Here is a 21,272-nt window from a genome sequence, read left to right as displayed (position 1 = left end):
AATCATGAATCTATTGATAGACGCGCAAAACCTGAGCAAGACCTTCACCCTGCACCAGCAGGGCGGGCTGCGGCTGCCGGTGCTGACCGATGTTTCGCTGCAGGCGGCCGCCGGCGAATGCGTGGCGCTGTCCGGCCCGTCCGGCGCCGGCAAGAGCACGCTCTTGAAGGCGCTGTACGCCAACTATCTGGTCGATGGCGGCCGCATCGGCGTCTTCCACCAGGGCGCATGGCTGGACATGGCCCGCGCGCTGCCGCATGAAATCGCCGCCGTGCGCCGCCACACGCTGGGTTATGTCAGCCAGTTTCTGCGGGTGATCCCGCGGGTGTCGGCGCTGGACATCGTCGCCGAACCGCTGCGCGAATGGGGCGCCGCCGACGCCGAGGCGCGGCTGGCGGCCGGCGAATGGCTGGCGCGGCTGAACATCGCCGAACGGCTGTGGAGCCTGCCGCCGGCCACCTTCTCCGGCGGCGAGCAGCAGCGCGTCAACATCGCGCGCGGCATGATCGCGCCGCGCCCCATCCTGCTGCTGGACGAGCCGACAGCATCCCTCGACGCCGCCAACCGCGACGTGGTGGTGCAGCTGATGCGCGAGGCGCTGGCCCGCGGCGCGGCCTTAATCGGCATCTTCCACGACGCGCCCACCCGCGACGCCATCGCCAGCCGCGTGTTCCAGGTCCCGCTGGCGCAACACACGGAAACCGCAGCATGAAACAGATTCTGAACCACGCCCGCATCGTGCTGGCCGACCGCGTCATCGAAAACGGCGCGCTTCAAATAGACATCGAGACCGGCCTGATCGCCGCCATCCACGAGCAGCCGCTGACCGAAGGCGAAAACCTGGCCAGCGCGCTGCTGCTGCCCGGACTGGTGGAAATCCACACCGACAATCTGGAAAAACACCTGATGCCGCGCAACGGCGTGCTGTGGCCCGCTCTGCCCGCGGTGATTACTCACGACGCCCAATGCGTGGCCGCCGGCATCACCACCGTGCTGGACGCGCTGTCGGTGGGCGATCTGGAGGGCGACAGCGTGCGGCTGGACACGCTGCACAGCGCATTCGCCGCCATCAACCAGGGCATGGACGAGGACGCGCTGCGCGCCGACCACCTGTTCCACCTGCGCTGCGAGCTGGCCTATCCGGGGCTGCTGGCCAAACTGGAGCCGCTGATCGCCCACCCGGCGGTGAAGCTGGTATCGGTGATGGATCACACGCCGGGCCAGCGCCAATACCGCGACCTGGAGCAATACAAGAAGTACTACGGCAAGAAGAAAGTCAGCTGGAACCAAGACACCTTCCTGGCCGCCGTCGAAGAACGCAAGGCCAAGCAGGCGCAATACGCCGGCCGCCACAAGCAGGCGGTGGTGGAGCTGGCCCAGGCGCGCGGCATCGCGCTGGCCAGCCACGACGATACCGAAGAGGCGCACATCGCGGAAGCGCTGCGCGACGGCGTGGCGATCTCGGAATTCCCCACCACGCTGGAAGCGGCGGCGGCCGCCAGGCGGCATGGCCTCGCCACCGTGATGGGCGCGCCCAATGTGGTGCGCGGCGGCTCCCACTCCGGCAATGTGGCGGCGCTAGAGCTGGCCCGCCATGACTTGCTGGACATCCTGTCGTCCGACTACGTGCCGGCCAGCCTGCTGCACGCCGCCTGGCTGCTGCACGCGCAGGCGGGCTGGAGCCTGCCGCGCGCCGTCGCCGCCGTCAGCCTGAATCCGGCGCGCGCGGTGGGCCTCGCCGACCGCGGAAGCATCGCCGTCGGCCAGCGCGCCGATCTGGTGGCCATGACGGCGCGCGGCGATGTGCCGCTGGTGCAAAAGGTATGGAATGCCGGTCTGAGGGTGTTCTGATGCGGGCCGCGGCCCCATCCGGAATCAACGTTTGAACAGCGCCATGCCCTCAGAGCGCGGCGCGGTGGGTTCGAAGCCGAACTGGGCGTACAGATGCCTGGCGTCGCCGTCGGCGATCAGGCTGACGTAGGCGCTGACGGGCAGCTCACGGTCGATATAGCCGCGTATCGCCGCCATGATGCGCTTGCCCAGTCCCCTGCCCTGGTGCGCCGGCAGCACGGCGATGTCCACCACTTGGTAGAAACTGCCGCCATCGCCTATGACCCGCCCCATGCCCACGACCTCGCCGTCATGCAGCAGCTGCGCCGCGAACAAAGTGCCGGCCAGCCCTCGGCGGGCCGCCTCTTCGGTCTTGGGGCTGAGGCCGGATTCCGCGCGCAAGCGGCGGTAGTCGGCGACAGCGGGCGTCGCCTCGATCAGCTCGTAATCGTCCGGCTCCGGCAGGGCGGCCGCTTCAAGCGGGGCGGGAGCCGCCGCCAGCGGACGCTGCATCAACTCCTCGTCCAGCAGCCGGCCATCCAGCATCAGCGAGCCGGGCAAGAAACCTGCGCGGCGGAATCCTAAGGATTGATACAAGGCCTTGGCCGGCGCGTTTTGCGCATGCACCGCCAGCTCCAGCAACAGCAGCCCCGGCATGCGGCCCGCCTCGTCCAGCGCCGCCAGCAGCAAGCGGCGCGCGATTCCCTTGCCGCGATGCTCCGGCCGGGTGAACACGCCCTGCACCATGGCGCGATGGCGGGCCCTGGCCCGCGTTTCGCGCCGCAAAGCGGCGACGGCGATCAATTCGCCCCCGCGGAACATGCCCAGCACCTTCTGCGTGTCGCTGGGTTCGATCTGCTGCCGGATGGCTTCCAGGCTCAGCGCGGCGACCTCTTCCGCGCTGGCGTGCATGGCCGCCGGATCATGCGTGGCGGCGGCCACGCGTATGGCCTGATAAGCCGCGGCGTCGCTCGCGCCCAATAAACGGAGCGTCAGCGATCCGTTTTGATCGCATGCCTGCATTTATTTTGTTTCCTGCGCATCGCCGACCGCGCAGCTGAAGTTGCTGTAGCTCACCGCCTTGACCCTGCCCTGGCCGCAGGTTTTGACCGCCTGGTCCGTCATGCGCTGCAACTGCGCCGCGTCGCGGTAACTGTCAGCATTGCCGATCACGCAGGCCGACAGGCCCAGCGCGCACATCATTGCCCATGCCAAATGCTTCATTGCCTCTCCCTCCTAAACAAAATGGAAACATGCCAAAATCCTAACAGGCAATGTCATAACCATCCAGTTCGCGTTCGGCTCGCTGCCGCTTCAGCCTTTCCGACAGCAGCGGACCAGAGCCGTAATCCGCTTGCATCCGCCTGGCCACCGCCAGCATGTTGTCGCAGACGATATCGTCGACGGCCAATGCGAAACCCTGCCTCGCCAGTTGCGGCATCAACGCCAACAATTGGTCGCGCACGCGCGGGTACATGATGGCGCGGCCCATGAAACCCGGCGCCAGCGCCAGGCCGTCCGGCTCCAGCCGCCACAAGCGCAGCAAATCCTGGGCGCCGGCGCCGAAATCGCCCAGCGCCAGCCTGTGGCCGTGCTGGCGGTAGCGCCGCAGCAGCGACAGCCCAAGCTCAGCGGTGCGCTCGTCCAGCAACAGCAGCATCTGCGCCTGATGCGCCGGAAACTCCAGCGCATCCAGCAGCCTTGAGGTGAAATCGACGATGCGGTCGCTGTAGGCGTGGCAGAGGCGCGGGTCGACGTCTATCCGCAGCGGCAGATGGCGGCCGTTGCGTCCCAGATGGTTGAGCACATGCAATACGCGGATCAGCTTGAGCAACGCCACCGCCTTGCTTTCGCCGTAATTCATCGCGAACAGCCAATTGGCGGGCAAAACCTGGCCAAACTGGCCATAGATGCGCAGCCGCGCCGCGTACTGCAGCAACTGGCAGCGATCGTCGCGCACCCTAGCCTGCGGGATGAAGCCGCTGCACAGCCACCAGCCGTCGAAGCTGGCGAAAACTTCCTGCTCGTTCCACTGCAGCTTGATCTGCACGCCTTCCGCTTGCAGCAATCGCTGGCCAGCGGCCAGCATGGCGGGCGTGAAGCCGGCTGGAAGCGCCTTGGCGGGCTTGAATCGTTTCATGAGTGAAACCCGGTTGCTGAAAACTGGCGCCACTATAGCCCCGGGCGTGACAAGGTCATATACGATTTGCCGATAAGCCTATCGACTTTCTAGAAATGACGGCTTTTGCCATCTTTTGCATATCGTTTGCTGAATTTCTTGCTTCCGGCAACATCCCCTCGCCGCCTACAGTGACTGCCGCCACTCAAAAAATCACCATGGAAAGCATCATGCGCCCACTGCACCGCCTCGCCATCGCCCTGCTACTCGCTGGCAGCACCTCCGCCTTCGCCGACGTCACCTTGCTCAACGTCTCCTACGATCCGACCCGCGAGTTCTACCAGGACTACAACGCCGCCTTCGCCAAATACTGGAAGGCCAAGACCGGCGAAACCGTCACCGTCAAGCAGTCGCACGGCGGCTCCGGCAAACAGGCGCGCTCGGTGATAGACGGCCTGGACGCCGACGTGGTGACGCTGGCGCTGGCCTACGACATCGATGAGATCTCCAGCCAGGCCAAGTCCATCGCGCCCAACTGGCAGCAGCGGCTGCCCCGCAACGCGTCGCCCTACTCGTCCACCATCGTGTTCCTGGTGCGCAAGGGCAATCCCAAGCGCATCCAGGACTGGAACGATCTGGCCAAGCCCGGCGTGGAAGTGGTGACGCCGAACCCTAAGACCGGCGGCGGCGCCCGCTGGAACTACCTGGCGGCCTGGGGCTACGCGCTGAAGCAGCCCGGCGGCAACGACGCCAAGGCCAAGGACTTCGTCAAAAAGCTGTACGGCAACGTCAAGGTGCTGGACTCCGGCGCGCGCGGCTCGCTGATCACCTTCACCCAGCGCGGCATCGGCGACGTGCTGCTGTCGTGGGAGAACGAGGCCTTCCTCGCCACCAAGGAGCTGGGGCCGGACAAGTTCGACATCGTCACCCCGTCCGTCTCCATCCTGGCCGAGCCGCCGGTCAGCGTGGTGGACAAGGTCGTAGACAAGCGCGGCACCCGCAAGGCGGCCGAAGCCTATCTGCACTACCTGTACAGCCCGGAAGGCCAGGAGCTGGCGGCCAAGCACTACTACCGCCCGCGCGACGCCAAGGTGGCGGCTAAGTACGCCGGCCAGTTCAGCAAGGTGAAGCTGTTCACCATAGACCAGACCTTCGGCGGCTGGCAGAAGGCGCAGAAAACCCACTTCGCCGACGGCGGGGTGTTCGACCAGATTGTGGCGCGCTAAGGTACATTTCTTGGAGCTGAATAATTTTGCGAGAAACAAGCACGTAATCGACGCGCCCAATCCCCTGCAAGCCTGCCGCCGGGCGGCAGACCCGGGGTTTTAAGCGGCTGCTTGTTCGAGCCCCGCGACGTTAGCGCGCATCGCTGAGCGAATCCCTACGTGCGAGGTCTTGCCCCGCCCAGTGATGGATTCGCACGCAGAGCGCTCAGCCGCGCCTCGGGACTGACGGGGCCCGGCGGGAAGCCGAAGGCCAGGCTTGAGGGTGGCCGGGATACTTGACCAAGCCGTGAGTCAGACAAATATCCCCTCCCTGCCCGCCGGGCAGCCCCGGCAATGAAAAACATCATCTGCGCAGCGGATTCAAAACCAGAAAGATCGTGAAAACACCAGGGTTTCCATCACACCCAGACCGTCCGCCCCGCCGCGGGCGGTTCTCTTTCACCCCTCGCCCACTTTGCATAATTTCGAATAAGCAACGAAGAAATGCTTATTTTTGGAATAACGTGCATGCAGATATCGTTTATTCGATTATATGAATTGGAATCCATGATGTCCGCGACACTCGCTCCGCCGCCCCGCCCTCCGCGCGTCCTGCCCGGCTTCAATCTATCGCTGGGCTTCACCGTCAGCTATCTATCGCTGCTGGTGCTGATCCCGCTGGCCGCAGTGGCCTTGCGCGCCGCCGGCCAGCCGCTGGAAAGCTTCTGGCAGGCCGCCGCCTCGCCGCGCGTGCTGGCGTCTTACCGGCTCAGCTTCGGCATGGCGCTGACCGCCGCCGCCATCAACACGGTGTTCGGCCTGCTGCTGGCCTGGTCGCTGGCGCGCTACCGCTTTCCCGGCAAGCGCCTGGTGGACGCGCTGGTGGACTTGCCCTTCGCGCTGCCGACGGCGGTGGCCGGCATCGCGCTGACCGCGCTGTACGCCGGCAACGGCTGGCTGGGGCAATACCTGGAGCCGCTGGGCCTCAAGGTGGCCTTCGGCCCGCTGGGCGTGCTGGTGGCGCTGATCTTCATCGGCCTGCCCTTCGTGGTGCGCACCGTGCAGCCGGTGCTGGAAGATCTGGAGTCGGAACTGGAAGAAGCTGCCGCCTGCCTGGGCGCGCGCCGCTGGCAGACTTTCCGCCATGTGATCCTGCCGGCGCTGCGTCCGGCCTTGCTGACCGGCTTCGCGCTGGCTTTCGCCCGCGCGGTCGGCGAATACGGTTCGGTGATCTTCATCGCCGGCAATGTGCCCATGGTGTCGGAAATCACCCCGCTGATGATCATCAGCAAACTGGAGCAGTTCGACTACGCCGGCGCCGCCGCCATCGCCAGCGTGATGCTGGCCGCGTCCTTCCTGCTCTTGCTGGCGATCAACGGCCTGCAGTTCTGGAGCGCGCGCCGCCGCGCGGGGGGGCGATGATGAGCGCCGTTCTTACCCATTCTCGCCCTACTGCAGGCAAGGCCGCTCAGCTGGAATCCCGCGCCGCCACCCGCGAAACGCGCGCCGTCAAATGCACCATCCTGACGCTGTCGCTAGGCTTCTTCGCCGTGTTTCTGCTTCTGCCGCTGATCGCCGTATTCGTCGAGGCCTTGGCCAAAGGCTGGACCACCTACCTGACCGCGCTGGCGGAACCCGACGCGCTGGCGGCGGTGCGGCTGACGCTGCTGGCGGCGGCGCTGTCGGTGCCGCTGAACCTGGCCTTCGGCATCGCCGCCGCCTGGGCGGTCACCCGCTTCGACTTCCACGGCAAACAGCTGCTGATCACCTTGATCGACCTGCCGTTCTCGGTGTCTCCGGTCGTCGCCGGCCTGATCTTCGTGCTGGTGTTCGGCCAGCAGGGCTGGCTGGGGCCATGGCTGGCGGAATACGGGATCAAGATCATTTTCTCGGTGCCCGGCATCGTGCTGGCCACGCTGTTCGTCACCGTGCCCTTTGTCGCCCGCGAGCTGATCCCGCTGATGGAAGCCCAGGGCCGAGAGGAAGAAGAGGCCGCGGTGGTGCTGGGCGCGCGCGGCTGGCAGGTGCTGTGGCACATCACCCTGCCCAATGTGCGCTGGGCGCTGCTGTACGGCGTGATCCTCAGCAACGCGCGGGCCATGGGCGAGTTCGGCGCGGTGTCGGTGGTGTCCGGCCATATCCGCGGCGAAACCAATACGCTGCCGCTGCACGTGGAAATTCTCTACAACGAGTACAATTTCGCCGCGGCCTTCGCCGTGGCGTCCCTGCTGGCCTTGCTGGCCCTGGTCACGCTCACGCTGAAGAGCTGGGTGGAATGGCGCGGCGTCAAGGAAAACTGAGATGAGCATACAAGTCAAAAACATAAGCAAAGCCTTCGGCGCCTTCGTCGCGCTGAACGACATCAGCCTGGATTTCCCCGGCGGCGAGCTGGTGGCGCTGCTGGGCCCCTCCGGCTGCGGCAAAACCACGCTCTTGCGCATCATCGCCGGCCTGGAGCAGGCCGACGCCGGCCGCGTGCTGCTGGACGGCCAGGACGCCTCCTCCACCCATGTGCGCGAGCGCCAAGTGGGTTTCGTGTTCCAGCATTACGCCCTGTTTCGCCACATGACCGTGTTTGAAAACGTCGCCTTCGGCCTCAGGATGAAGCCGCGCCGCGAACGCCCGTCCGAAGCAGACATCGCCCGCAAGGTGCATGACTTGCTGGACTTGGTGCAGCTCGATTGGCTGGCCGACCGCATGCCAGCCCAGCTGTCCGGCGGACAGCGCCAGCGCATCGCCCTGGCCCGCGCGCTGGCGGTGGAGCCGCGCGTGTTGCTGCTGGACGAGCCCTTCGGCGCGCTGGACGCCAAGGTGCGCAAGGAATTGCGCCGCTGGCTGCGCAAGCTGCACGACGAGCTGCATATCACCTCCCTCTTCGTCACCCATGACCAGGAAGAAGCGCTGGAAGTGGCGGACCGGGTGGTGCTGATGAACCATGGCAAGGTAGAGCAGATAGGCTCGCCGGCCGAAGTCTACGCCCGCCCCGCCAGCGCCTTCGTCTATGGCTTCCTGGGCAGCGCCAACCGCATCCGCGGCGTCAGCCGCGACGGCGCCATCGCGGTGGACGGCCATATGCTGGACGCCGAACACCAGCTGCCGCTCGGCCAGACGGTGGAGGCCTTCATCCGCCCGCACGACCTGTCCATCGAGCCGGATCCGGACGGCGCCGGCCTGCCTGCGCGGGTGCTGCGGGTGCTGACCTTGGGCGGCCTGTCCCGTATCGAGCTGGAAGGCCGCGGCGAACTGGCCGGGCTGTCTTTCGACGCCGAACTGCCGGCCGACGCGCCGCTCTTGGCCACCTTGGCCGCCGGCCAGGACGTGCGGCTGCGCGCGCGCGCCGCCCGCGTATTCGCCGCGGACGCGCAAGGAGGCGGGGCATGAATTTCCAGCAACTGCGCATCATCCGCGAAACCGTGCGCCAGGGCTTCAACCTGACCGAGGTGGCCAACGCGCTGTTCACCTCCCAGTCCGGCGTCAGCAAACATATAAAAGACCTGGAGGACGAGCTGGGCGTGGAGCTGTTCGTGCGCAAGGGCAAGCGCTTCCTGGGCCTGACCGACCCCGGCAAGGAGCTGCTGACCATCGTCGAGCGCATGCTGCTGGACGCCGGCAACATCAAGCGGCTGGCCCAGCAGTTCAGCCTGCGCGACGAAGGCCAGCTGACCATCGCCACCACCCACACCCAGGCGCGCTACGCGCTGCCGCAGGTGGTGACGGCGTTCAAGCGCGCCTTCCCGCGCGTGCACCTGGTGCTGCACCAGGCCAGCCCGGCCGAGCTGGTCAAGCTGCTGCTGGAGGGCGAGGCCGACATCGGCATCGCCACCGAGGCCGTGACCGAGGTGGCCGACCTGGTCTCCTTCCCCTATTACAGCTGGCATCACTGCGTGATCGCCCCGCCCGAGCACCCGCTGCACCAGGAGCCGCTGACGCTGGAAGCGCTGGCCGAGCACCCCATCGTCACCTACCACCAGGGTTTCACCGGCCGGGCCAAAATAGACAACGCCTTCGCCGAGGCCGGCCTGGCGCCCGACATCGTGATGGCGGCGCTGGACGCTGACGTGATCAAAACCTATGTCGAGCTGGACCTGGGCGTGGGCATCGTCGCCTCCATGGCGGTGGACCCGCGCCGCGACGCCGGCGTCAAAGTGGTGGAAGGCCCGCCGCTGTTCGGCCAGCAGACCAGCCGCATCGCCATCCGCCGCGGCCAATACCTGCGCAGCTACGCCTATCGCTTCCTGGAACTGTGCGCGCCGGCGCTGAGCGAGGCCAGCGTGCGCCAGGCGCTGAGCCCGGTGCTGCAGGAGTAGGTTCGCCCCCCTGAATAAAGACAAGGCCCGGCAATGCCGGGCCCGTTTCATGACGCGATAGGCGGCCTCAGCGCTTGTCCATCATGATTTGCAGGATCTGGGTGTCGGTCTGCGCCATGCCTTGAGTGGCCAGCTTGCCCAGGTTGGCAATGGACACGTCGACATCATGAGCGACGATGCCCTCATTGCCGGTGACGCGGGTACCGTCCAGCGCCATCAGCACCGCCTTGAAGCCGGAACCGGCCGAGGTGGACACTTTCATCGCGCAGCTATTGGACGCGCCGTCGCAAATCATGCCGGCCAAGTCGCCTATCATGCTGGAAATCGCCATGCTGACCGCGGAGTAGCCGCCATTCAGCAAGTAAGCCATGCCGGCCGCCGCGCCCATGGACGCGGTGGTGACGGCGCACAGCGCGGACAGCTTGGGAAGGCGGGTGTGGATATAAACCGCGATCAGGTGCGATAGAACCAGCGCGCGTATCATCGTTTCCTGGTCCGCCTTGACGTGCTCGGCCACCACCACCACCGGCATGGTCGCGGCGATGCCCTGGTTGCCGGACCCGGAATTGCTCATCGCCGGCAGCGTGGCGCCGCCCATGCGCGCGTCGGACGCGGCGGTGGTGCGGGTCAGGATGCGGGACAGCAGGCCCTCGGACAGCAAACCCGCCTCGATCTGCCGTTGCAGCGTGGCCCCGATGTGCAGGCCGTACTTGCCGCTCATGCCCTCATCGGCCAGCGCGCTGTTCAGCACGGCGGCGTCATGCATGAAGGCGATCATCTCCAACGGCGCGCGGGTGGCGAAGTCATAGACATCGCGCGCGGTGGCGTCACCCAGTTCGTAGCTTTCCGCCGGCTTGGCGTCGGCCGCCTCGCGCTTGAGCAAGACCTCGCCATTGCGCTCGATCTTGATCACATTGGTGTGGGCGTCCGCGATGGCCACCCGGGCGCACTCGTCGCCGTGCCAGACACAGGCCTCGGCGTACAGGATATTCGGCACCGCGGCCACGCCCAGCTTGATCTTGCCGTCGGCCAGCATCTGCTTGCCGGCCGCCACTTGCTCCACAGTCAGGTTTTTCAGCACTTCCAGCTTGGCGTCCGGGTCGCCGCCCAGCGCGCCGACCGCGGCCGCGATCGGCAGGCCGACGGTGCCGGTGCCCGGCACGGTCACGCCCATGCCGTTTTTCATCAGATTGGCCGATACCCAGGCATCAATGCGTTCCGGCGTTTTGCCCAGCTCGCGTGTCGCCAGCGCGGCGGCCAGCGCCAGCGAGATCGGCTCGGTACAGCCCAAGGCCGGCACCACTTCTTGTTTCAAGGCCTTGACGAATTCCGGCCACAAACTCATTTCGCGTTCAGACATGCTCATTCCCGACACCAAGCGAATTCATATAAACAAATAACTTTTTCTTACTTTACCATCAAGTCGCCGCCATGTGTGCTTAAAAAATAAGCTACCCAAACCCGTCCATCATTCCCAGTCCAAACCAGCCACTCAAGGCTTCACCCAGCCGGCAGCGATAGGCCGAGCCAATGCCCATCGGTAGGCGGCTTCCGCCATGCGCAGCCAACCGTTCTCCAGCCGCGCCCACAACGGAACCAGGGCCGCATACCAAGCCAGCGAAACCAGCAAGGCTCCCAGCATGTCCAGCGGAAAATGCACGCCCAAGTACACGCGCGACCAAGCGACGGCCACCCCGATCACGGCCAGCAGCCCCCCCCAGCCGCGCGCAGGGCTGAAACACCAGCACAGCGCCATCATGGCGAAAATCGTGCCGTGATTGCTGGGGAAGGACGGCGTGGCGTCGTGCGCGAGAAAAACATGGCCTACAGGCATGGCGAAGGGGCGCGGATGGGGCCAGGCCAGGCCGATCAGCCAGTTGCCCAACAGGGCGACGCCGGTGAACAGCAAGGCCTTGAGTATGGTAGCGCGGAGCATGGGTCTGCCCCACAGCCATAACACGAGCAGCAGGATGGGCAACAGACGCATCAGATCGCGCGCGATGAACGTTGCCAGCTGGAGGGCGTAGGACGAGCTGGCCGGCGTGGCGTTGATCAGCAGGAATAGGGATTCATTGACGTTTTCGAGCATGGCCATGGCTAATCGGACAAAACGGCGCCAGGCCGCTGTTGCCAATCATTTAAAGTGGGGATGCGGTTTTAGTCGCAATTGTGAAGTTTTTGTTCCAAGCAGATTAAACAAACCCATTCGACATAACCGCTCTTTTCGCCGCGCCATGCAAAAAGCCCGCATCTTGCGATGCGGGCTTTTCTGTATGCTTGGCTCCCCGAGCAGGGCTCGAACCTGCGACCTGCGGATTAACAGTCCGTCGCTCTACCAACTGAGCTATCAGGGAACATCAGAGAAAAGGATAGTAACCCACCCAGCCTCTTTCGTCAATAGTTGACCAAGCGCGCGGCGCAGACCGCGCCGCGCCAACGGCATCAACCCTGGCGGGTTTCCACCTGCATCAGCTGCACCGGCGCTTCCGGCTCGGCCGCGCCTTGCGACACGACATCGCGGCGACGCGGGCCTTGCGGCACGACCGGCTCGACCACGGCAGGCGCCTGCTCGGCAGCCGGCTTGGTCGACACCATCACCAGACCGCCCAGGTCCATCGGCTTGGCCTCTTCCACCACCGGCGCGGCAACCGCCGCCACAACGGCAGGCGCTTCGACCGCAGGCGCTTCCGCCACGGCTTCCACAACAGCCGGAACAGGCTCAGCTTCAACCGCTTCAGCCGGAGCCGCTTCGGTGACCACAGGCGCGGCCACGACAACCGGCTCCACATCAACGGCCTCGGCCTTGGCTTCCTCCACCACCGGCGCTTCCGCCTGCGGGGCCGCCTCGGCCACAGCTGCCTCAACCGCGGCTTCAGCCTGAACTTCGACCACCGGCTCAATAGCGGCTACGACCTCAACCGGCTTGGCCTCCACTACCGGCTCGGCTTGCGGCTGGCCTTGCACCGTTTCGGCCACGGCCTCGACGGCGGCGACCGTCACGGCAGCGGCGGCAGCGATGCCGGCAGCTTCAACGGCTTGACCTTCGGCGCCCGCGTCGGCAACTGCGCCTTCCGCCTGGACTTCCGGATTGTCGCGGCGACGATCGCGGCGGCTGCGGCGGCGGCGGCGTTCGCTGCGCTCCTGCTGCTCGGCCAGATCGCCCTCCACGCCGTCCGCTGCCTCAACGCGAACCTCATCCGGCACCAGCGGCTTGTCGGCTTCAAGCGGCGCGGCAACCGGCGCCTGGCGGCGACGCGGCTCCTGCTGCGGCTTGTCCTGCTTCTCGACGTTCACACGCTCTTCGCGCGGCGCCTGCTCGCGGACTTCCTTGGCTTCGCGCGGCTCGCGGCCTTCGCGCTCGCGGCGGCGGTTGCCGCGCTCGCGCGGCTGCTCGTTGCGCTCCTCGCGCTGAGCCGTGTCCTTGCGCTCCTGACGCTCATCCTTGCGCTCGGCGTCCTTGCGCTCGTGGCGCGGCTTGCCCTCGTCCGGCGTGGCCTGGCGGCGCTGCTCGTGCTCGCGGCGGGCCTGGCCGCCGGTGCGGCGCTCCTGCTGACGCTGGCGATTCCCGCGCTGCTCGTTGCGCGAAGCTGCGGCCACCGGCTTTTTCTTCTCCGGCTCGGCCGCCTTTTCCGGCTCGGCGAACAGGCCCTTGAACCAGGCGGCGATGCCGGCGAACAAGCCCGCCGGCTCGGCAGCCTTGACCGGCGCGGCAGGGGCGGCAGTCGGCGCCGGCTGTTGCGGCGTGATGCCCTTGACGGCGGCTTCCAGACGCACGGCCTTCGGCTTTTCCTGGCCGAAGTTGGTGATCACGTCCTCTTCCTGCACTTCCACGCGGCTGTAGCTCGGCGCTTCGCCCAGCTCGGCCATGTCGTCATGGCGCACGCGCACGATCTTGTAGTGCGGGGTTTCCAGGTGGATGTTCGGGATCAGCACCACGTCCACGTCGAGGCGTTCCTCGATGGAGTGGATTTCGGCGCGCTTCTCGTTCAACAGGAAAGTGGCCACATCGACCGGCACCTGCGCGTGCACCGCGCCGGTGTTTTCCTTCATCGCCTCTTCCTGGATGATGCGCAGGATGTGCAAGGCGGACGATTCGGTGCCGCGGATGAAGCCGATGCCATGGCAACGCGGGCACGGCTCGTGGCTGGTCTCGCCCAGGGACGGCTGCAGGCGCTGACGGGACAGCTCCAGCAGGCCGAAGCGGGACAGCTTGCCCATTTGCACGCGGGCGCGGTCATGCTTCAGAACATCGCGAAGGCGGTTTTCCACGTCGCGCTGGTTCTTCGGGTTTTCCATGTCGATGAAGTCGATCACCACCAGACCGCCCAGGTCGCGCAGGCGCAGCTGGCGGGCGATCTCTTCAGCCGCTTCCAGATTGGTGCGGACCGCGGTTTCCTCGATGTCGGCGCCCTTGGTGGCGCGCGCCGAGTTGACGTCCACCGACACCAGCGCCTCGGTGTGGTCGATCACGATGGCGCCGCCGGACGGCAGCTGCACGCTGCGCGAGAAGGCGGTTTCGATCTGGTGTTCGATCTGGAAGCGGGAGAACAGCGGCACATGGTCCTTGTACAGCTTCACACGCGACAGCATGTTAGGCATGACATGGCTCATGAACTGGCGGGCCTGGTCGTGGATTTCCTCGGTGTCGATCAGCACTTCGCCGATGTCCGGATGGAAATAGTCGCGAATCGCGCGGATCACCAGGCTGCCTTCCTGCAGAATCAGGAACGGCGCGGACTGGGCGCCGGCAGCGCCTTCGATGGCGCGCCACAGCTGCATCAGGTAACCCATGTCCCACTGCAGCTCTTCCAGATTGCGGCCGATGCCGGCGGTGCGCGCAATCAGGCTCATGCCGTGCGGCACTTCCAGCTGCGACAGCAGATCCTTCAGCTCCTGGCGCTCTTCGCCCTCGATGCGGCGCGATACGCCGCCGCCGCGCGGGTTGTTGGGCATCAGCACCAGGTAACGGCCGGCCAGGCTGATGTAGGTGGTCAGCGCCGCGCCCTTGTTGCCGCGCTCGTCCTTCTCCACCTGCACCACCACTTCCATGCCTTCGCGCAGGACGTCTTGAATGCGCGGACGGCCGCCTTCATAGCCTTGGAAATAGGAGCGGGAAACTTCCTTGAACGGCAGGAAGCCGTGGCGTTCGGTACCGTAATCGACAAAGCAGGCTTCCAGCGAAGGCTCGATCCGGGTGATCACACCCTTGTAGATATTGCCCTTGCGCTGTTCCTTGCCTACGGTCTCGATATCGAGATCGACGAGCTTTTGCCCGTCGACAATGGCGACGCGCAGCTCTTCGGCCTGCGTCGCGTTGAACAACATGCGTTTCATTTACATTCCTTGCGCAGCACTCACGCAAGGATGCAGCCAGTATTTGACGGCCCAGTGACTAAGATGGGCGCTTTCCGAAAGAAGTGTCGCGGTAAAGATCGAGAAAAACAGGTTTGCTATGACAGCCTACTTCCTGATTGGGTCACACGCCGCCCCGCGGCTTTGTGCGCAACCGGCGCATCGGCGTTGTCGCCGATCCCGCCTACCGGGCGGGACAAACACTGCGGATCGACTGGCGTGTCGGGTCAAACTTCGCTGCAAAATCCCCCGACTGGCTTGGCATCGGAAGATGGAAGACTCGTGAGTGCGTTATGCGTATAAATGCATTACCATCGCTACTTTTCGGTGAGCGAGTTAACCTTGGCTGCGGCTGTGACCAACGGCATCAGGTCAGGAGTTGGCCCCTGCCGGCCGTTCCGGATTTCCGCAGCAGCATCACGCAAACTGCCCGTGATCTTGGATTTCCGCCGCCATCCGCTTCGGGTGCCACGCACCGCGGACAGCGCCACAAGTATAAGCAATATGACAGACATTCGCAAAGATTCCGTAACCTTCCTTGAAGTGACCGCAGAAGATGCCGGCCAGCGGCTGGACAACTACCTGCAGCGCCTGCTCAAGGGGGTGCCCAAGAGCCATATCTATCGCATCCTGCGCTCCGGCGAAGTGCGAGTGAACAAGGGCCGCGTCGACGCCAGCTACCGCGTGGCGGACGGGGACACGCTGCGCATTCCGCCGATCCGCGTCGCCGAACGCCCGGAAAAAATCGTGCCTGCCGCCACCTTCCCGGTCATCTACGAGGACGACGCGCTGCTGGTGATCAACAAGCCGGCCGGCGTGGCCGTGCACGGCGGCAGCGGCGTGTCCTTCGGCGTGATCGAACAACTGCGCCGCGCCCATCCGGACTGGCGCTATCTGGAACTGGTGCACCGGCTGGACCGCGAAACCTCCGGCCTGCTGATGCTGGCCAAGAAGCGTTCCGCGCTGACCAAGCTGCACGACATGATGCGCGACAATGTGCCGGACAAACGCTATCTGGCGCTGGCCACCGGCCACTGGCCGGAAAACGTCAAGCAGGTGAAACTGCCGCTGTTCAAGTTCCACACGCCGGACGGCGAGCGCCGGGTCAAGATCGCCGAAGGCGACGACGGCCAGTACGCCCACACCAACTTCTCCATCCAGCAGCGCTACACTGAATTCACGCTGGTGGAGGCGCATCTGCGCACTGGCCGCACCCACCAGATACGCGTGCACATGCAGGCCAATGGCTGCGCCATCGCCGGCGACGAGAAATACGGCGACTTCGCGCTGAACAAGGAACTGGCGCGCCGCGGCCTGAAGCGGATGTTCCTGCACGCGAAAAGCCTGACCCTGCCCCACCCATTAACCGGCGCGCCGCTGAAGCTGGAGGCGCCGCTGCCGCCGGAGCTGCAGAAATTCCTGAAAACCCTGGAGCCGCGCTGATGCGTGAATACGATCTGGTAGTGTTCGACTGGGACGGCACCTTGATGGACTCCACGGCCCATATCGTCCATGCCATCCAGCAAGCCTGCCGGGAACTGAGCTTGCCTGTTCCGGCGCGCGACGCCGCCAGCCACGTCATCGGCCTGCGCCTGGCCGACGCGATGCGGCAATTTTGCCCGGACGATCAAGCGCACCGCTTAGGCGAGCTGGTAGACGCCTTCCGCCGCCACTACCAGGCCGGCCTGGACCAGGTCACGTTGTTCGATGCCGCCCGCGACACCCTGGAAGCCATCCGCGCGCATGGCGTCTTCGTCGCCATCGCCACCGGCAGCAGCCGCGCCGGCCTGGACCGCTCCCTGTCCGCCGCCGGCATCGCCGGACTGTTCGACGCCACCCGCACCGTGGACGAGTGCCACTCCAAGCCGCACCCCGACATGCTGCTGCAACTGACGGATTTCTTCGGCGTGGAATGCCGCCGCACGGTGATGGTGGGCGACACCAGCCACGACCTGCTGATGGCCGGCAATGCCGGCTGCCACGGCGTCGGCATCGGCCACGGCGCCCATGCCCTGGAGCAACTGCAGCACTGCCAGCCGCGCGCCATCGTCCACTCGCTGCCGGAGCTGGCCGCATGGCTGCTGCCCCGGCTAGGCTGATCTGCGCCGCCGAGCTGCTGCAGGACAGCGGCCCGGCCCACCGCTTCGACATCGAACAAGCGGACGGCGACCCGCTGCCCGCCTTCGTGATCCGCTACCACGGCAAGGTGCACGGCTACGTGAACCGCTGCCGCCACATTCCCATCGAGCTTGACCTGCAGGACGGCCGCGTCTTCGACCTCTCCGGCCACTACCTGATCTGCAGCATGCACGGCGCGCGCTACCACCCAGCCACCGGCTATTGCAGCTGGGGCCCCTGCAAGGGTCAGTCGCTCACGGCGCTGGACGTGATTGAAGAAAACGGCCAAGTCTGGCTCAATGTCATGCCCGCATGATTTTTGCTAGACTGCCGGGATGATTCCAGGAGCGAAACCGACCATGAGCGATACCCCGAACTGGGAAAGAGAAGTATTGGAAAAACTGGCTACCGCCTCCCTGGTGGAGCAGCGCCGCAGCCGGCAGTGGAAGATCTTCTTCCGCCTGGTGTGGCTGGGCATCGTCATCCTCATCGCCGTCAGCCTCTTTCTGCGCAAGGAAGAAAAGGCCGCCGCCAGCCTGACCGGCAGCGGCCACACCGCCGTGATCACGCTGGACGGCGCCATCAGCAGCGATAACGACACCGGCGGCAAGATGATCAAGGCGCTGGACGCCGCCTTCGATGACCGCGGCACGCGCGGCGTGATCATAGACGCCAACAGCCCCGGCGGCAGCCCGGTGCTGTCCGGCATGATCTACGATGAAATTCGCCGCCTGAAAAAACTGCATGCCAATATTCCGGTCTATGTGGTAGTGAGCGAGGTCTGCGCCTCCGGCTGCTATTACATCGCCTCCGCCGCGGACAAGATCTTCGTCGACAAGGCCAGCATCGTCGGCTCCATCGGCGTGCTGTCCGACGGTTTCGGCTTCACCGGGGCCATGGAAAAACTGGGCATAGACCGCCGCCTGAAGACCTCGGGCGAAAACAAGGCGATGGGCGATCCGTTCTCGCCCGTCAACCCCAAGCACGACGCCATCCGCCAACAGCTGCTCGACGACATCCATGTCCAATTCATCCAGGCGGTGCAGGCCGGCCGCGGCAGCCGCCTGAAGAACGATCCGCAGTTGTTCAGCGGCCTGGTGTGGCTGGGCGAAAAAGCCATTCCGCTGGGACTGGCGGACGGCTACGGCACCGTGCCGTCCGTGGCCCGCGACGTGGTCAAGGCGGAAAAAACGGTGGACTTCACCCAGCAGGATGATTTCTCCAGCCGCGTGGCGCGCCGCATAGGCGTGGAGTTCGCCGGCGGCGTGAAATCGCTGTTCGATCCGCAACTATTCTGACTCGAGCGGAGGCGCCCATGGCATCCCGACGCAAGCGGCATGAAGAAGAGCATGAGAACCACGAACGCTGGCTGGTTTCCTATGCCGACTTCATCACGCTGCTGTTCGCCTTCTTCGTGGTGATGTACGCCATTTCTTCGCTGAACGAAGGCAAGTACCGGGTGATGTCCTCGGCCATCATGGACGCCTTCCGCAGCGGGACCATGGTCACGGTGCAAACCACGCCGCCCACAGGCGGCGCCAATACCATGATCGAAATTCCGCAGACCAAGCCCATAGGCAAGGCGGTCAAATCCGGCCATCCAGCCCAGGAAACCGCCAAGCTGGGGCAACTGACGCAAGACCTGGCCAAGGCGCTGGGACCGCTGGTCATGAGCGGCGAAGTCACCATCACGCACAATAGCCAGGGCATCACCATAGACATCCGCGACAGCGCGCTGTTCGCCGTCGGCCAGGCCGTACCCAACCAGCAATCGCTGCCGCTGATGTCCAGCATGGCCAGGCTGCTGGCCGGCGTGGACAATTCCATCCGCGTGGAAGGCTTCACCGACAACGTGCCCATCCGCACGCCCGTCTTCCCGTCCAACTGGGAACTGTCCGCCGCGCGCGCCGGCGGCATCGTGCGGCTGTTCCAGGAAAACGGCATCGACCCGCAGCGCTTGGTGGCCGTCGGCCACGGCTCCAACCTGCCGGTAGCCGACAACGCCTCCGCGGAAGGACGCGCCCGCAATCGCCGCGTCACCATCTCCGTGATATCCGACACCGCCGGCGAGCCGGCCGCGGATGCCTCCGCTCCCACCACCCAAGCCACCGAGGTCAAACCATGAGCACGCCCCTCTCCCACGCCACGCTGGAACAGCTGTTCCTGAACGCCCGCACCCACAGCCACTGGCAGCCGCGCCCGGTGGGCGACGAGCTGCTGCATCAATTGCACGAGCTGCTGAAACAGGCGCCGACCAGCGCCAACTGCTCGCCGGCCCGCTTCGTCTTCGTCAAGAGCACCGAGGCCAAGGCCAAGCTGAAGCCCTGCCTGGCGGAAGGCAATGTGGAAAAAACCATGTCCGCGCCGATCTGCGTGATCGTTGCCCACGACACCCGCTTCCACGAACACCTGCCCAAGCTATTCCCTCATGCCGACGCCAAAAGCTGGTTCGAGGGCAATCAAGCGCTGATCGACACCACGGCCTTCCGCAACGGCACGCTGCAGGGCGCTTACCTGATCCTGGCCGCGCGCTCGCTGGGCCTGGATTGCGGCCCGATGTCCGGCTTCGACAACGCCGCGCTGGACGCCGCCTTCTTCCCTGACGGCCGCTTCAAGTCCAACTTCCTGATCAATCTGGGCTACGGCGAAGCCGACAAGCTGTTCCCGCGCTCGCCGCGCTTCAGCTTCGACGAGGCCTGCCAGATTCTCTAATCAGGCGATTGATTCTGGCCTGATCGCAATGCCCGGTTATAATGCCGGGCATTTGTCTGCCCGGAGAATGCCATGCTGTACCCGCTGCTGCGCCCGCTGCTGTTCAAGTTCGACGCGGAAACCGCCCATGAACACACGCTGAAGATGCTGGACAGCGCGCACAGGCTGCACCTGACCCAGCTGGCCGCCGGCGCAGCCACGCGCCAGCCGGTGCAAGCCATGGGCATCACCTTCCCCAACCCGGTGGGCCTGGCCGCCGGCCTGGACAAGAACGGCGAGCACATCGACGCGCTGGCCGCGCTCGGCTTCGGCTTCATCGAAATCGGCACCATCACGCCGCGCCCGCAAGACGGCAACCCCAAGCCACGGCTGTTCCGCCTGCCCGAGCATGAGGCCATCATCAACCGCATGGGCTTCAACAACCGCGGCGTGGCGGCTCTGCTGGACAATGTGCGGCGCTGCAAATTCAAGGGCGTGCTCGGCATCAATATCGGCAAGAACGCGATCACGCCGATAGAAAACGCCGTGGACGATTACCTGGCCTGCCTGGAGCAGGTTTACACCGCGGCCAGCTATGTCACCGTCAACATTTCCTCGCCCAACACCAAGAACCTGCGCCAACTGCAACAAGGCGATGAGCTGGGCAAGCTGTTGGCGGCGCTGAAACAGCGCCAGCAAATGCTGGCGGACAAGCACGGCCGCTACGTGCCCCTGGCGGTGAAGATCGCGCCGGACCTGGACGAGGAGCAGATCGCCGAAATCGCCCGCCTGCTGACCGCAAACGGCATAGACGGCGTGATCGCCACCAATACCACGCTGTCCCGCGCTGAAATCGCCGGCCACCCGCATGAAAACGAGGCTGGCGGCCTGTCCGGCGCGCCTGTGCGCGGCCGCTCCACCGCCGTCATCCGCAAGCTGGCGCGGGAACTTGACGGCGCGCTGCCTATCATAGGAGTGGGCGGCATCCTGTCAGGCAGCGACGCCGTCGAAAAGCTGGAAGCCGGCGCTCAGCTGGTGCAGCTCTACAGCGGCCTGATCTATCGCGGGCCGGAGCTGGTGAGCGAATGCAGCCGCGCTACGGCACAATACCTACAAGCTCGCAATTGAACTCAAGAATGGAGCAGGAGATGATTTCCAACCTTTCCCGCGCATGCGTGGTCGGCCTGCTGAGCGCAGGCATCCTCAGCGGCTGCGCCACCTCGGACTCCGCCGCCGTTTACTCCAAGAGCCAGATGCGCCAGGCGCAGACCGTGCAGTTCGGCACCGTGGTCTCGGTGCAGAACGTCAAGATGGAAGGCGACAACAATGAGCTGCTGACACTGGGCGGCGCCGCGCTGGGCGGCCTGGCGGGCAGCAACATCGGCGGCGGCAAGGGCCAGACGGCGGGCGCCATCGTCGGCGCGCTGGCCGGCGGCTTCGGCGCCCAGGCCGCGCAACGCGCCATGACCAAGAACGCGCTGGAAATCACCGTCAAGCTGGATACCGGCCGCACCATTTCCATCGTGCAGGAGGCCGATATTCCCTTCGTGGCGAATCAGCGCGTGAAAGTATTGAGCGGCGGCGGCAACGACCGCGTGGTGCCTTACTGATTCCCAGGCCCGGCCCCAAGAAAAACAGGCCCGCCAGGGC

General features: G+C 65.4%; 21 protein-coding genes and 1 tRNA gene. 15 read left to right on the top strand and 7 right to left on the bottom strand.

Annotated features, from left to right (window positions below; all coding sequences use genetic code 11):
• Positions 1–4 precede the first annotated feature (4 nt).
• Together phnL and FYK34_RS04310 are read left to right on the top strand one after the other, a co-directional pair.
• On the top strand, positions 5–712 hold the full coding sequence (gene phnL / locus FYK34_RS04315; protein WP_149295221.1) for a phosphonate C-P lyase system protein PhnL: 708 nt from the start codon (positions 5–7) through the stop codon (positions 710–712).
• On the top strand, positions 709–1,851 hold the full coding sequence (locus FYK34_RS04310) for an alpha-D-ribose 1-methylphosphonate 5-triphosphate diphosphatase (RefSeq protein WP_149295220.1): 1,143 nt from the start codon (positions 709–711) through the stop codon (positions 1,849–1,851). The genes phnL and FYK34_RS04310 overlap by 4 nt, the downstream gene beginning before the upstream one ends.
• Positions 1,852–1,875: 24 nt before the next feature.
• Here the strand turns inward: FYK34_RS04310 and FYK34_RS04305 are convergent, their stop codons facing one another.
• Genes FYK34_RS04305 through FYK34_RS04295 form a run of 3 tightly spaced genes read right to left on the bottom strand, consistent with a single transcriptional unit; the run spans position 1,876 to position 3,970 of the window.
• The gene (locus FYK34_RS04305; protein ID WP_149295219.1) at positions 1,876–2,853 is read right to left on the bottom strand and encodes a GNAT family N-acetyltransferase; all 978 of its coding nucleotides are present in this window, start codon (positions 2,851–2,853) and stop codon (positions 1,876–1,878) included.
• Entirely contained in the window at positions 2,854–3,054 is a 201-nt protein-coding gene (locus FYK34_RS04300; RefSeq protein ID WP_149295218.1) for a hypothetical protein, read from the bottom strand. It abuts the gene before it with no gap.
• A 40-nt stretch (positions 3,055–3,094) separates the two neighbouring features.
• Entirely contained in the window at positions 3,095–3,970 is an 876-nt protein-coding gene (locus FYK34_RS04295) for an EAL domain-containing protein (protein WP_149295217.1), read from the bottom strand.
• Between the two features lie 209 nt (positions 3,971–4,179).
• Between FYK34_RS04295 and FYK34_RS04290 the strand changes: the two genes are divergently transcribed.
• The 5 genes from FYK34_RS04290 to FYK34_RS04270 all read left to right on the top strand — a co-directional run bounded on the left by FYK34_RS04290 (position 4,180) and on the right by FYK34_RS04270 (position 9,461).
• Positions 4,180–5,175, top strand: coding sequence for a sulfate ABC transporter substrate-binding protein (locus FYK34_RS04290; protein WP_269203861.1), 996 nt, complete (start codon positions 4,180–4,182; stop codon positions 5,173–5,175).
• A gap of 546 nt (positions 5,176–5,721) precedes the next feature.
• Positions 5,722–6,576: a sulfate ABC transporter permease subunit CysT gene (gene cysT, locus FYK34_RS04285; RefSeq protein WP_149295215.1), complete on the top strand. Its 855-nt coding sequence runs from the start codon at positions 5,722–5,724 to the stop codon at positions 6,574–6,576.
• Positions 6,576–7,454, top strand: coding sequence for a sulfate ABC transporter permease subunit CysW (gene cysW / locus FYK34_RS04280; RefSeq protein ID WP_149295214.1), 879 nt, complete (start codon positions 6,576–6,578; stop codon positions 7,452–7,454). Before cysT ends, cysW begins: the two co-directional genes overlap by 1 nt.
• Before the next feature lies 1 nt (position 7,455).
• Entirely contained in the window at positions 7,456–8,535 is a 1,080-nt protein-coding gene (locus FYK34_RS04275) for a sulfate/molybdate ABC transporter ATP-binding protein (RefSeq protein ID WP_149295213.1), read from the top strand.
• Positions 8,532–9,461, top strand: a complete 930-nt coding sequence (locus FYK34_RS04270; protein WP_149295212.1) for a CysB family HTH-type transcriptional regulator — start codon at positions 8,532–8,534, stop codon at positions 9,459–9,461. Before FYK34_RS04275 ends, FYK34_RS04270 begins: the two co-directional genes overlap by 4 nt.
• Before the next feature lie 67 nt (positions 9,462–9,528).
• Here FYK34_RS04270 and FYK34_RS04265 read toward each other — a convergent pair whose 3' ends face one another.
• The 4 genes from FYK34_RS04265 to FYK34_RS04250 form a co-directional block, all read right to left on the bottom strand.
• The gene (locus FYK34_RS04265) at positions 9,529–10,821 is read right to left on the bottom strand and encodes an L-cysteine desulfidase family protein (protein WP_174774500.1); all 1,293 of its coding nucleotides are present in this window, start codon (positions 10,819–10,821) and stop codon (positions 9,529–9,531) included.
• A gap of 132 nt (positions 10,822–10,953) precedes the next feature.
• Complete coding sequence (locus FYK34_RS04260) at positions 10,954–11,556, bottom strand: phosphatase PAP2 family protein (protein ID WP_149295211.1); 603 nt, start codon at positions 11,554–11,556, stop codon at positions 10,954–10,956.
• Between the two features lie 183 nt (positions 11,557–11,739).
• A tRNA-Asn gene (locus FYK34_RS04255) sits at positions 11,740–11,815 on the bottom strand.
• Between the two features lie 88 nt (positions 11,816–11,903).
• Positions 11,904–14,795 carry an Rne/Rng family ribonuclease gene (locus tag FYK34_RS04250; RefSeq protein ID WP_149295210.1) on the bottom strand — a complete coding sequence of 964 codons (2,892 nt, stop codon included), beginning with the start codon at positions 14,793–14,795 and terminating at the stop codon, positions 11,904–11,906.
• 522 nt (positions 14,796–15,317) lie between these two features.
• Here FYK34_RS04250 and FYK34_RS04245 point away from each other — a divergent pair.
• The 8 genes from FYK34_RS04245 to FYK34_RS04210 all read left to right on the top strand — a co-directional run bounded on the left by FYK34_RS04245 (position 15,318) and on the right by FYK34_RS04210 (position 21,232).
• Positions 15,318–16,256 carry an RluA family pseudouridine synthase gene (locus tag FYK34_RS04245; protein WP_149295209.1) on the top strand — a complete coding sequence of 313 codons (939 nt, stop codon included), beginning with the start codon at positions 15,318–15,320 and terminating at the stop codon, positions 16,254–16,256.
• On the top strand, positions 16,256–16,912 hold the full coding sequence (locus FYK34_RS04240; RefSeq protein ID WP_149295208.1) for an HAD family hydrolase: 657 nt from the start codon (positions 16,256–16,258) through the stop codon (positions 16,910–16,912). Before FYK34_RS04245 ends, FYK34_RS04240 begins: the two co-directional genes overlap by 1 nt.
• Positions 16,888–17,247, top strand: coding sequence for a Rieske (2Fe-2S) protein (locus FYK34_RS04235; RefSeq protein ID WP_149295207.1), 360 nt, complete (start codon positions 16,888–16,890; stop codon positions 17,245–17,247). Before FYK34_RS04240 ends, FYK34_RS04235 begins: the two co-directional genes overlap by 25 nt.
• 43 nt (positions 17,248–17,290) lie before the next feature.
• Positions 17,291–18,229, top strand: coding sequence for a S49 family peptidase (locus tag FYK34_RS04230; RefSeq protein ID WP_149295206.1), 939 nt, complete (start codon positions 17,291–17,293; stop codon positions 18,227–18,229).
• A gap of 17 nt (positions 18,230–18,246) precedes the next feature.
• Positions 18,247–19,056: a flagellar motor protein MotD gene (motD, locus tag FYK34_RS04225; RefSeq protein ID WP_149295205.1), complete on the top strand. Its 810-nt coding sequence runs from the start codon at positions 18,247–18,249 to the stop codon at positions 19,054–19,056.
• Positions 19,053–19,643: a malonic semialdehyde reductase gene (locus tag FYK34_RS04220; RefSeq protein ID WP_149295204.1), complete on the top strand. Its 591-nt coding sequence runs from the start codon at positions 19,053–19,055 to the stop codon at positions 19,641–19,643. Before motD ends, FYK34_RS04220 begins: the two co-directional genes overlap by 4 nt.
• A 72-nt stretch (positions 19,644–19,715) precedes the next feature.
• Positions 19,716–20,750 (top strand): quinone-dependent dihydroorotate dehydrogenase, encoded by a 1,035-nt coding sequence (locus tag FYK34_RS04215; RefSeq protein ID WP_149295203.1) that lies wholly within the window; start codon positions 19,716–19,718, stop codon positions 20,748–20,750.
• A 20-nt stretch (positions 20,751–20,770) separates the two neighbouring features.
• Positions 20,771–21,232: an outer membrane lipoprotein gene (locus FYK34_RS04210; RefSeq protein WP_149295202.1), complete on the top strand. Its 462-nt coding sequence runs from the start codon at positions 20,771–20,773 to the stop codon at positions 21,230–21,232.
• Positions 21,233–21,272 lie beyond the last annotated feature (40 nt).

Source organism: Chromobacterium paludis, from assembly GCF_008275125.1.
In the GTDB taxonomy this organism is placed as follows: domain Bacteria; phylum Pseudomonadota; class Gammaproteobacteria; order Burkholderiales; family Chromobacteriaceae; genus Chromobacterium; species Chromobacterium paludis.
Note: the sequence above shows the minus strand (reverse complement) of the source record. Positions and strands in the feature narration are given on the sequence as shown.

Coding starts and splice junctions, on each gene's coding strand:
- FYK34_RS04290 (WP_269203861.1), top strand. CDS start 4,180: ATGCGCCCACTGCACCGCCTCGCCATCGCCCTGCTACTCGCTGGCAGC.
- FYK34_RS04215 (WP_149295203.1), top strand. CDS start 19,716: ATGCTGTACCCGCTGCTGCGCCCGCTGCTGTTCAAGTTCGACGCGGAA.
- FYK34_RS04235 (WP_149295207.1), top strand. CDS start 16,888: ATGGCTGCTGCCCCGGCTAGGCTGATCTGCGCCGCCGAGCTGCTGCAG.
- FYK34_RS04305 (WP_149295219.1), bottom strand. CDS start 2,853: ATGCAGGCATGCGATCAAAACGGATCGCTGACGCTCCGTTTATTGGGC.
- cysT (WP_149295215.1), top strand. CDS start 5,722: ATGATGTCCGCGACACTCGCTCCGCCGCCCCGCCCTCCGCGCGTCCTG.
- FYK34_RS04265 (WP_174774500.1), bottom strand. CDS start 10,821: ATGTCTGAACGCGAAATGAGTTTGTGGCCGGAATTCGTCAAGGCCTTG.
- FYK34_RS04250 (WP_149295210.1), bottom strand. CDS start 14,795: ATGAAACGCATGTTGTTCAACGCGACGCAGGCCGAAGAGCTGCGCGTC.
- motD (WP_149295205.1), top strand. CDS start 18,247: ATGGCATCCCGACGCAAGCGGCATGAAGAAGAGCATGAGAACCACGAA.
- FYK34_RS04245 (WP_149295209.1), top strand. CDS start 15,318: ATGACAGACATTCGCAAAGATTCCGTAACCTTCCTTGAAGTGACCGCA.
- FYK34_RS04210 (WP_149295202.1), top strand. CDS start 20,771: ATGATTTCCAACCTTTCCCGCGCATGCGTGGTCGGCCTGCTGAGCGCA.
- FYK34_RS04230 (WP_149295206.1), top strand. CDS start 17,291: ATGAGCGATACCCCGAACTGGGAAAGAGAAGTATTGGAAAAACTGGCT.
- cysW (WP_149295214.1), top strand. CDS start 6,576: ATGAGCGCCGTTCTTACCCATTCTCGCCCTACTGCAGGCAAGGCCGCT.
- FYK34_RS04260 (WP_149295211.1), bottom strand. CDS start 11,556: ATGGCCATGCTCGAAAACGTCAATGAATCCCTATTCCTGCTGATCAAC.
- FYK34_RS04240 (WP_149295208.1), top strand. CDS start 16,256: ATGCGTGAATACGATCTGGTAGTGTTCGACTGGGACGGCACCTTGATG.
- FYK34_RS04275 (WP_149295213.1), top strand. CDS start 7,456: ATGAGCATACAAGTCAAAAACATAAGCAAAGCCTTCGGCGCCTTCGTC.
- phnL (WP_149295221.1), top strand. CDS start 5: ATGAATCTATTGATAGACGCGCAAAACCTGAGCAAGACCTTCACCCTG.
- FYK34_RS04295 (WP_149295217.1), bottom strand. CDS start 3,970: ATGAAACGATTCAAGCCCGCCAAGGCGCTTCCAGCCGGCTTCACGCCC.
- FYK34_RS04220 (WP_149295204.1), top strand. CDS start 19,053: ATGAGCACGCCCCTCTCCCACGCCACGCTGGAACAGCTGTTCCTGAAC.
- FYK34_RS04270 (WP_149295212.1), top strand. CDS start 8,532: ATGAATTTCCAGCAACTGCGCATCATCCGCGAAACCGTGCGCCAGGGC.
- FYK34_RS04300 (WP_149295218.1), bottom strand. CDS start 3,054: ATGAAGCATTTGGCATGGGCAATGATGTGCGCGCTGGGCCTGTCGGCC.
- FYK34_RS04310 (WP_149295220.1), top strand. CDS start 709: ATGAAACAGATTCTGAACCACGCCCGCATCGTGCTGGCCGACCGCGTC.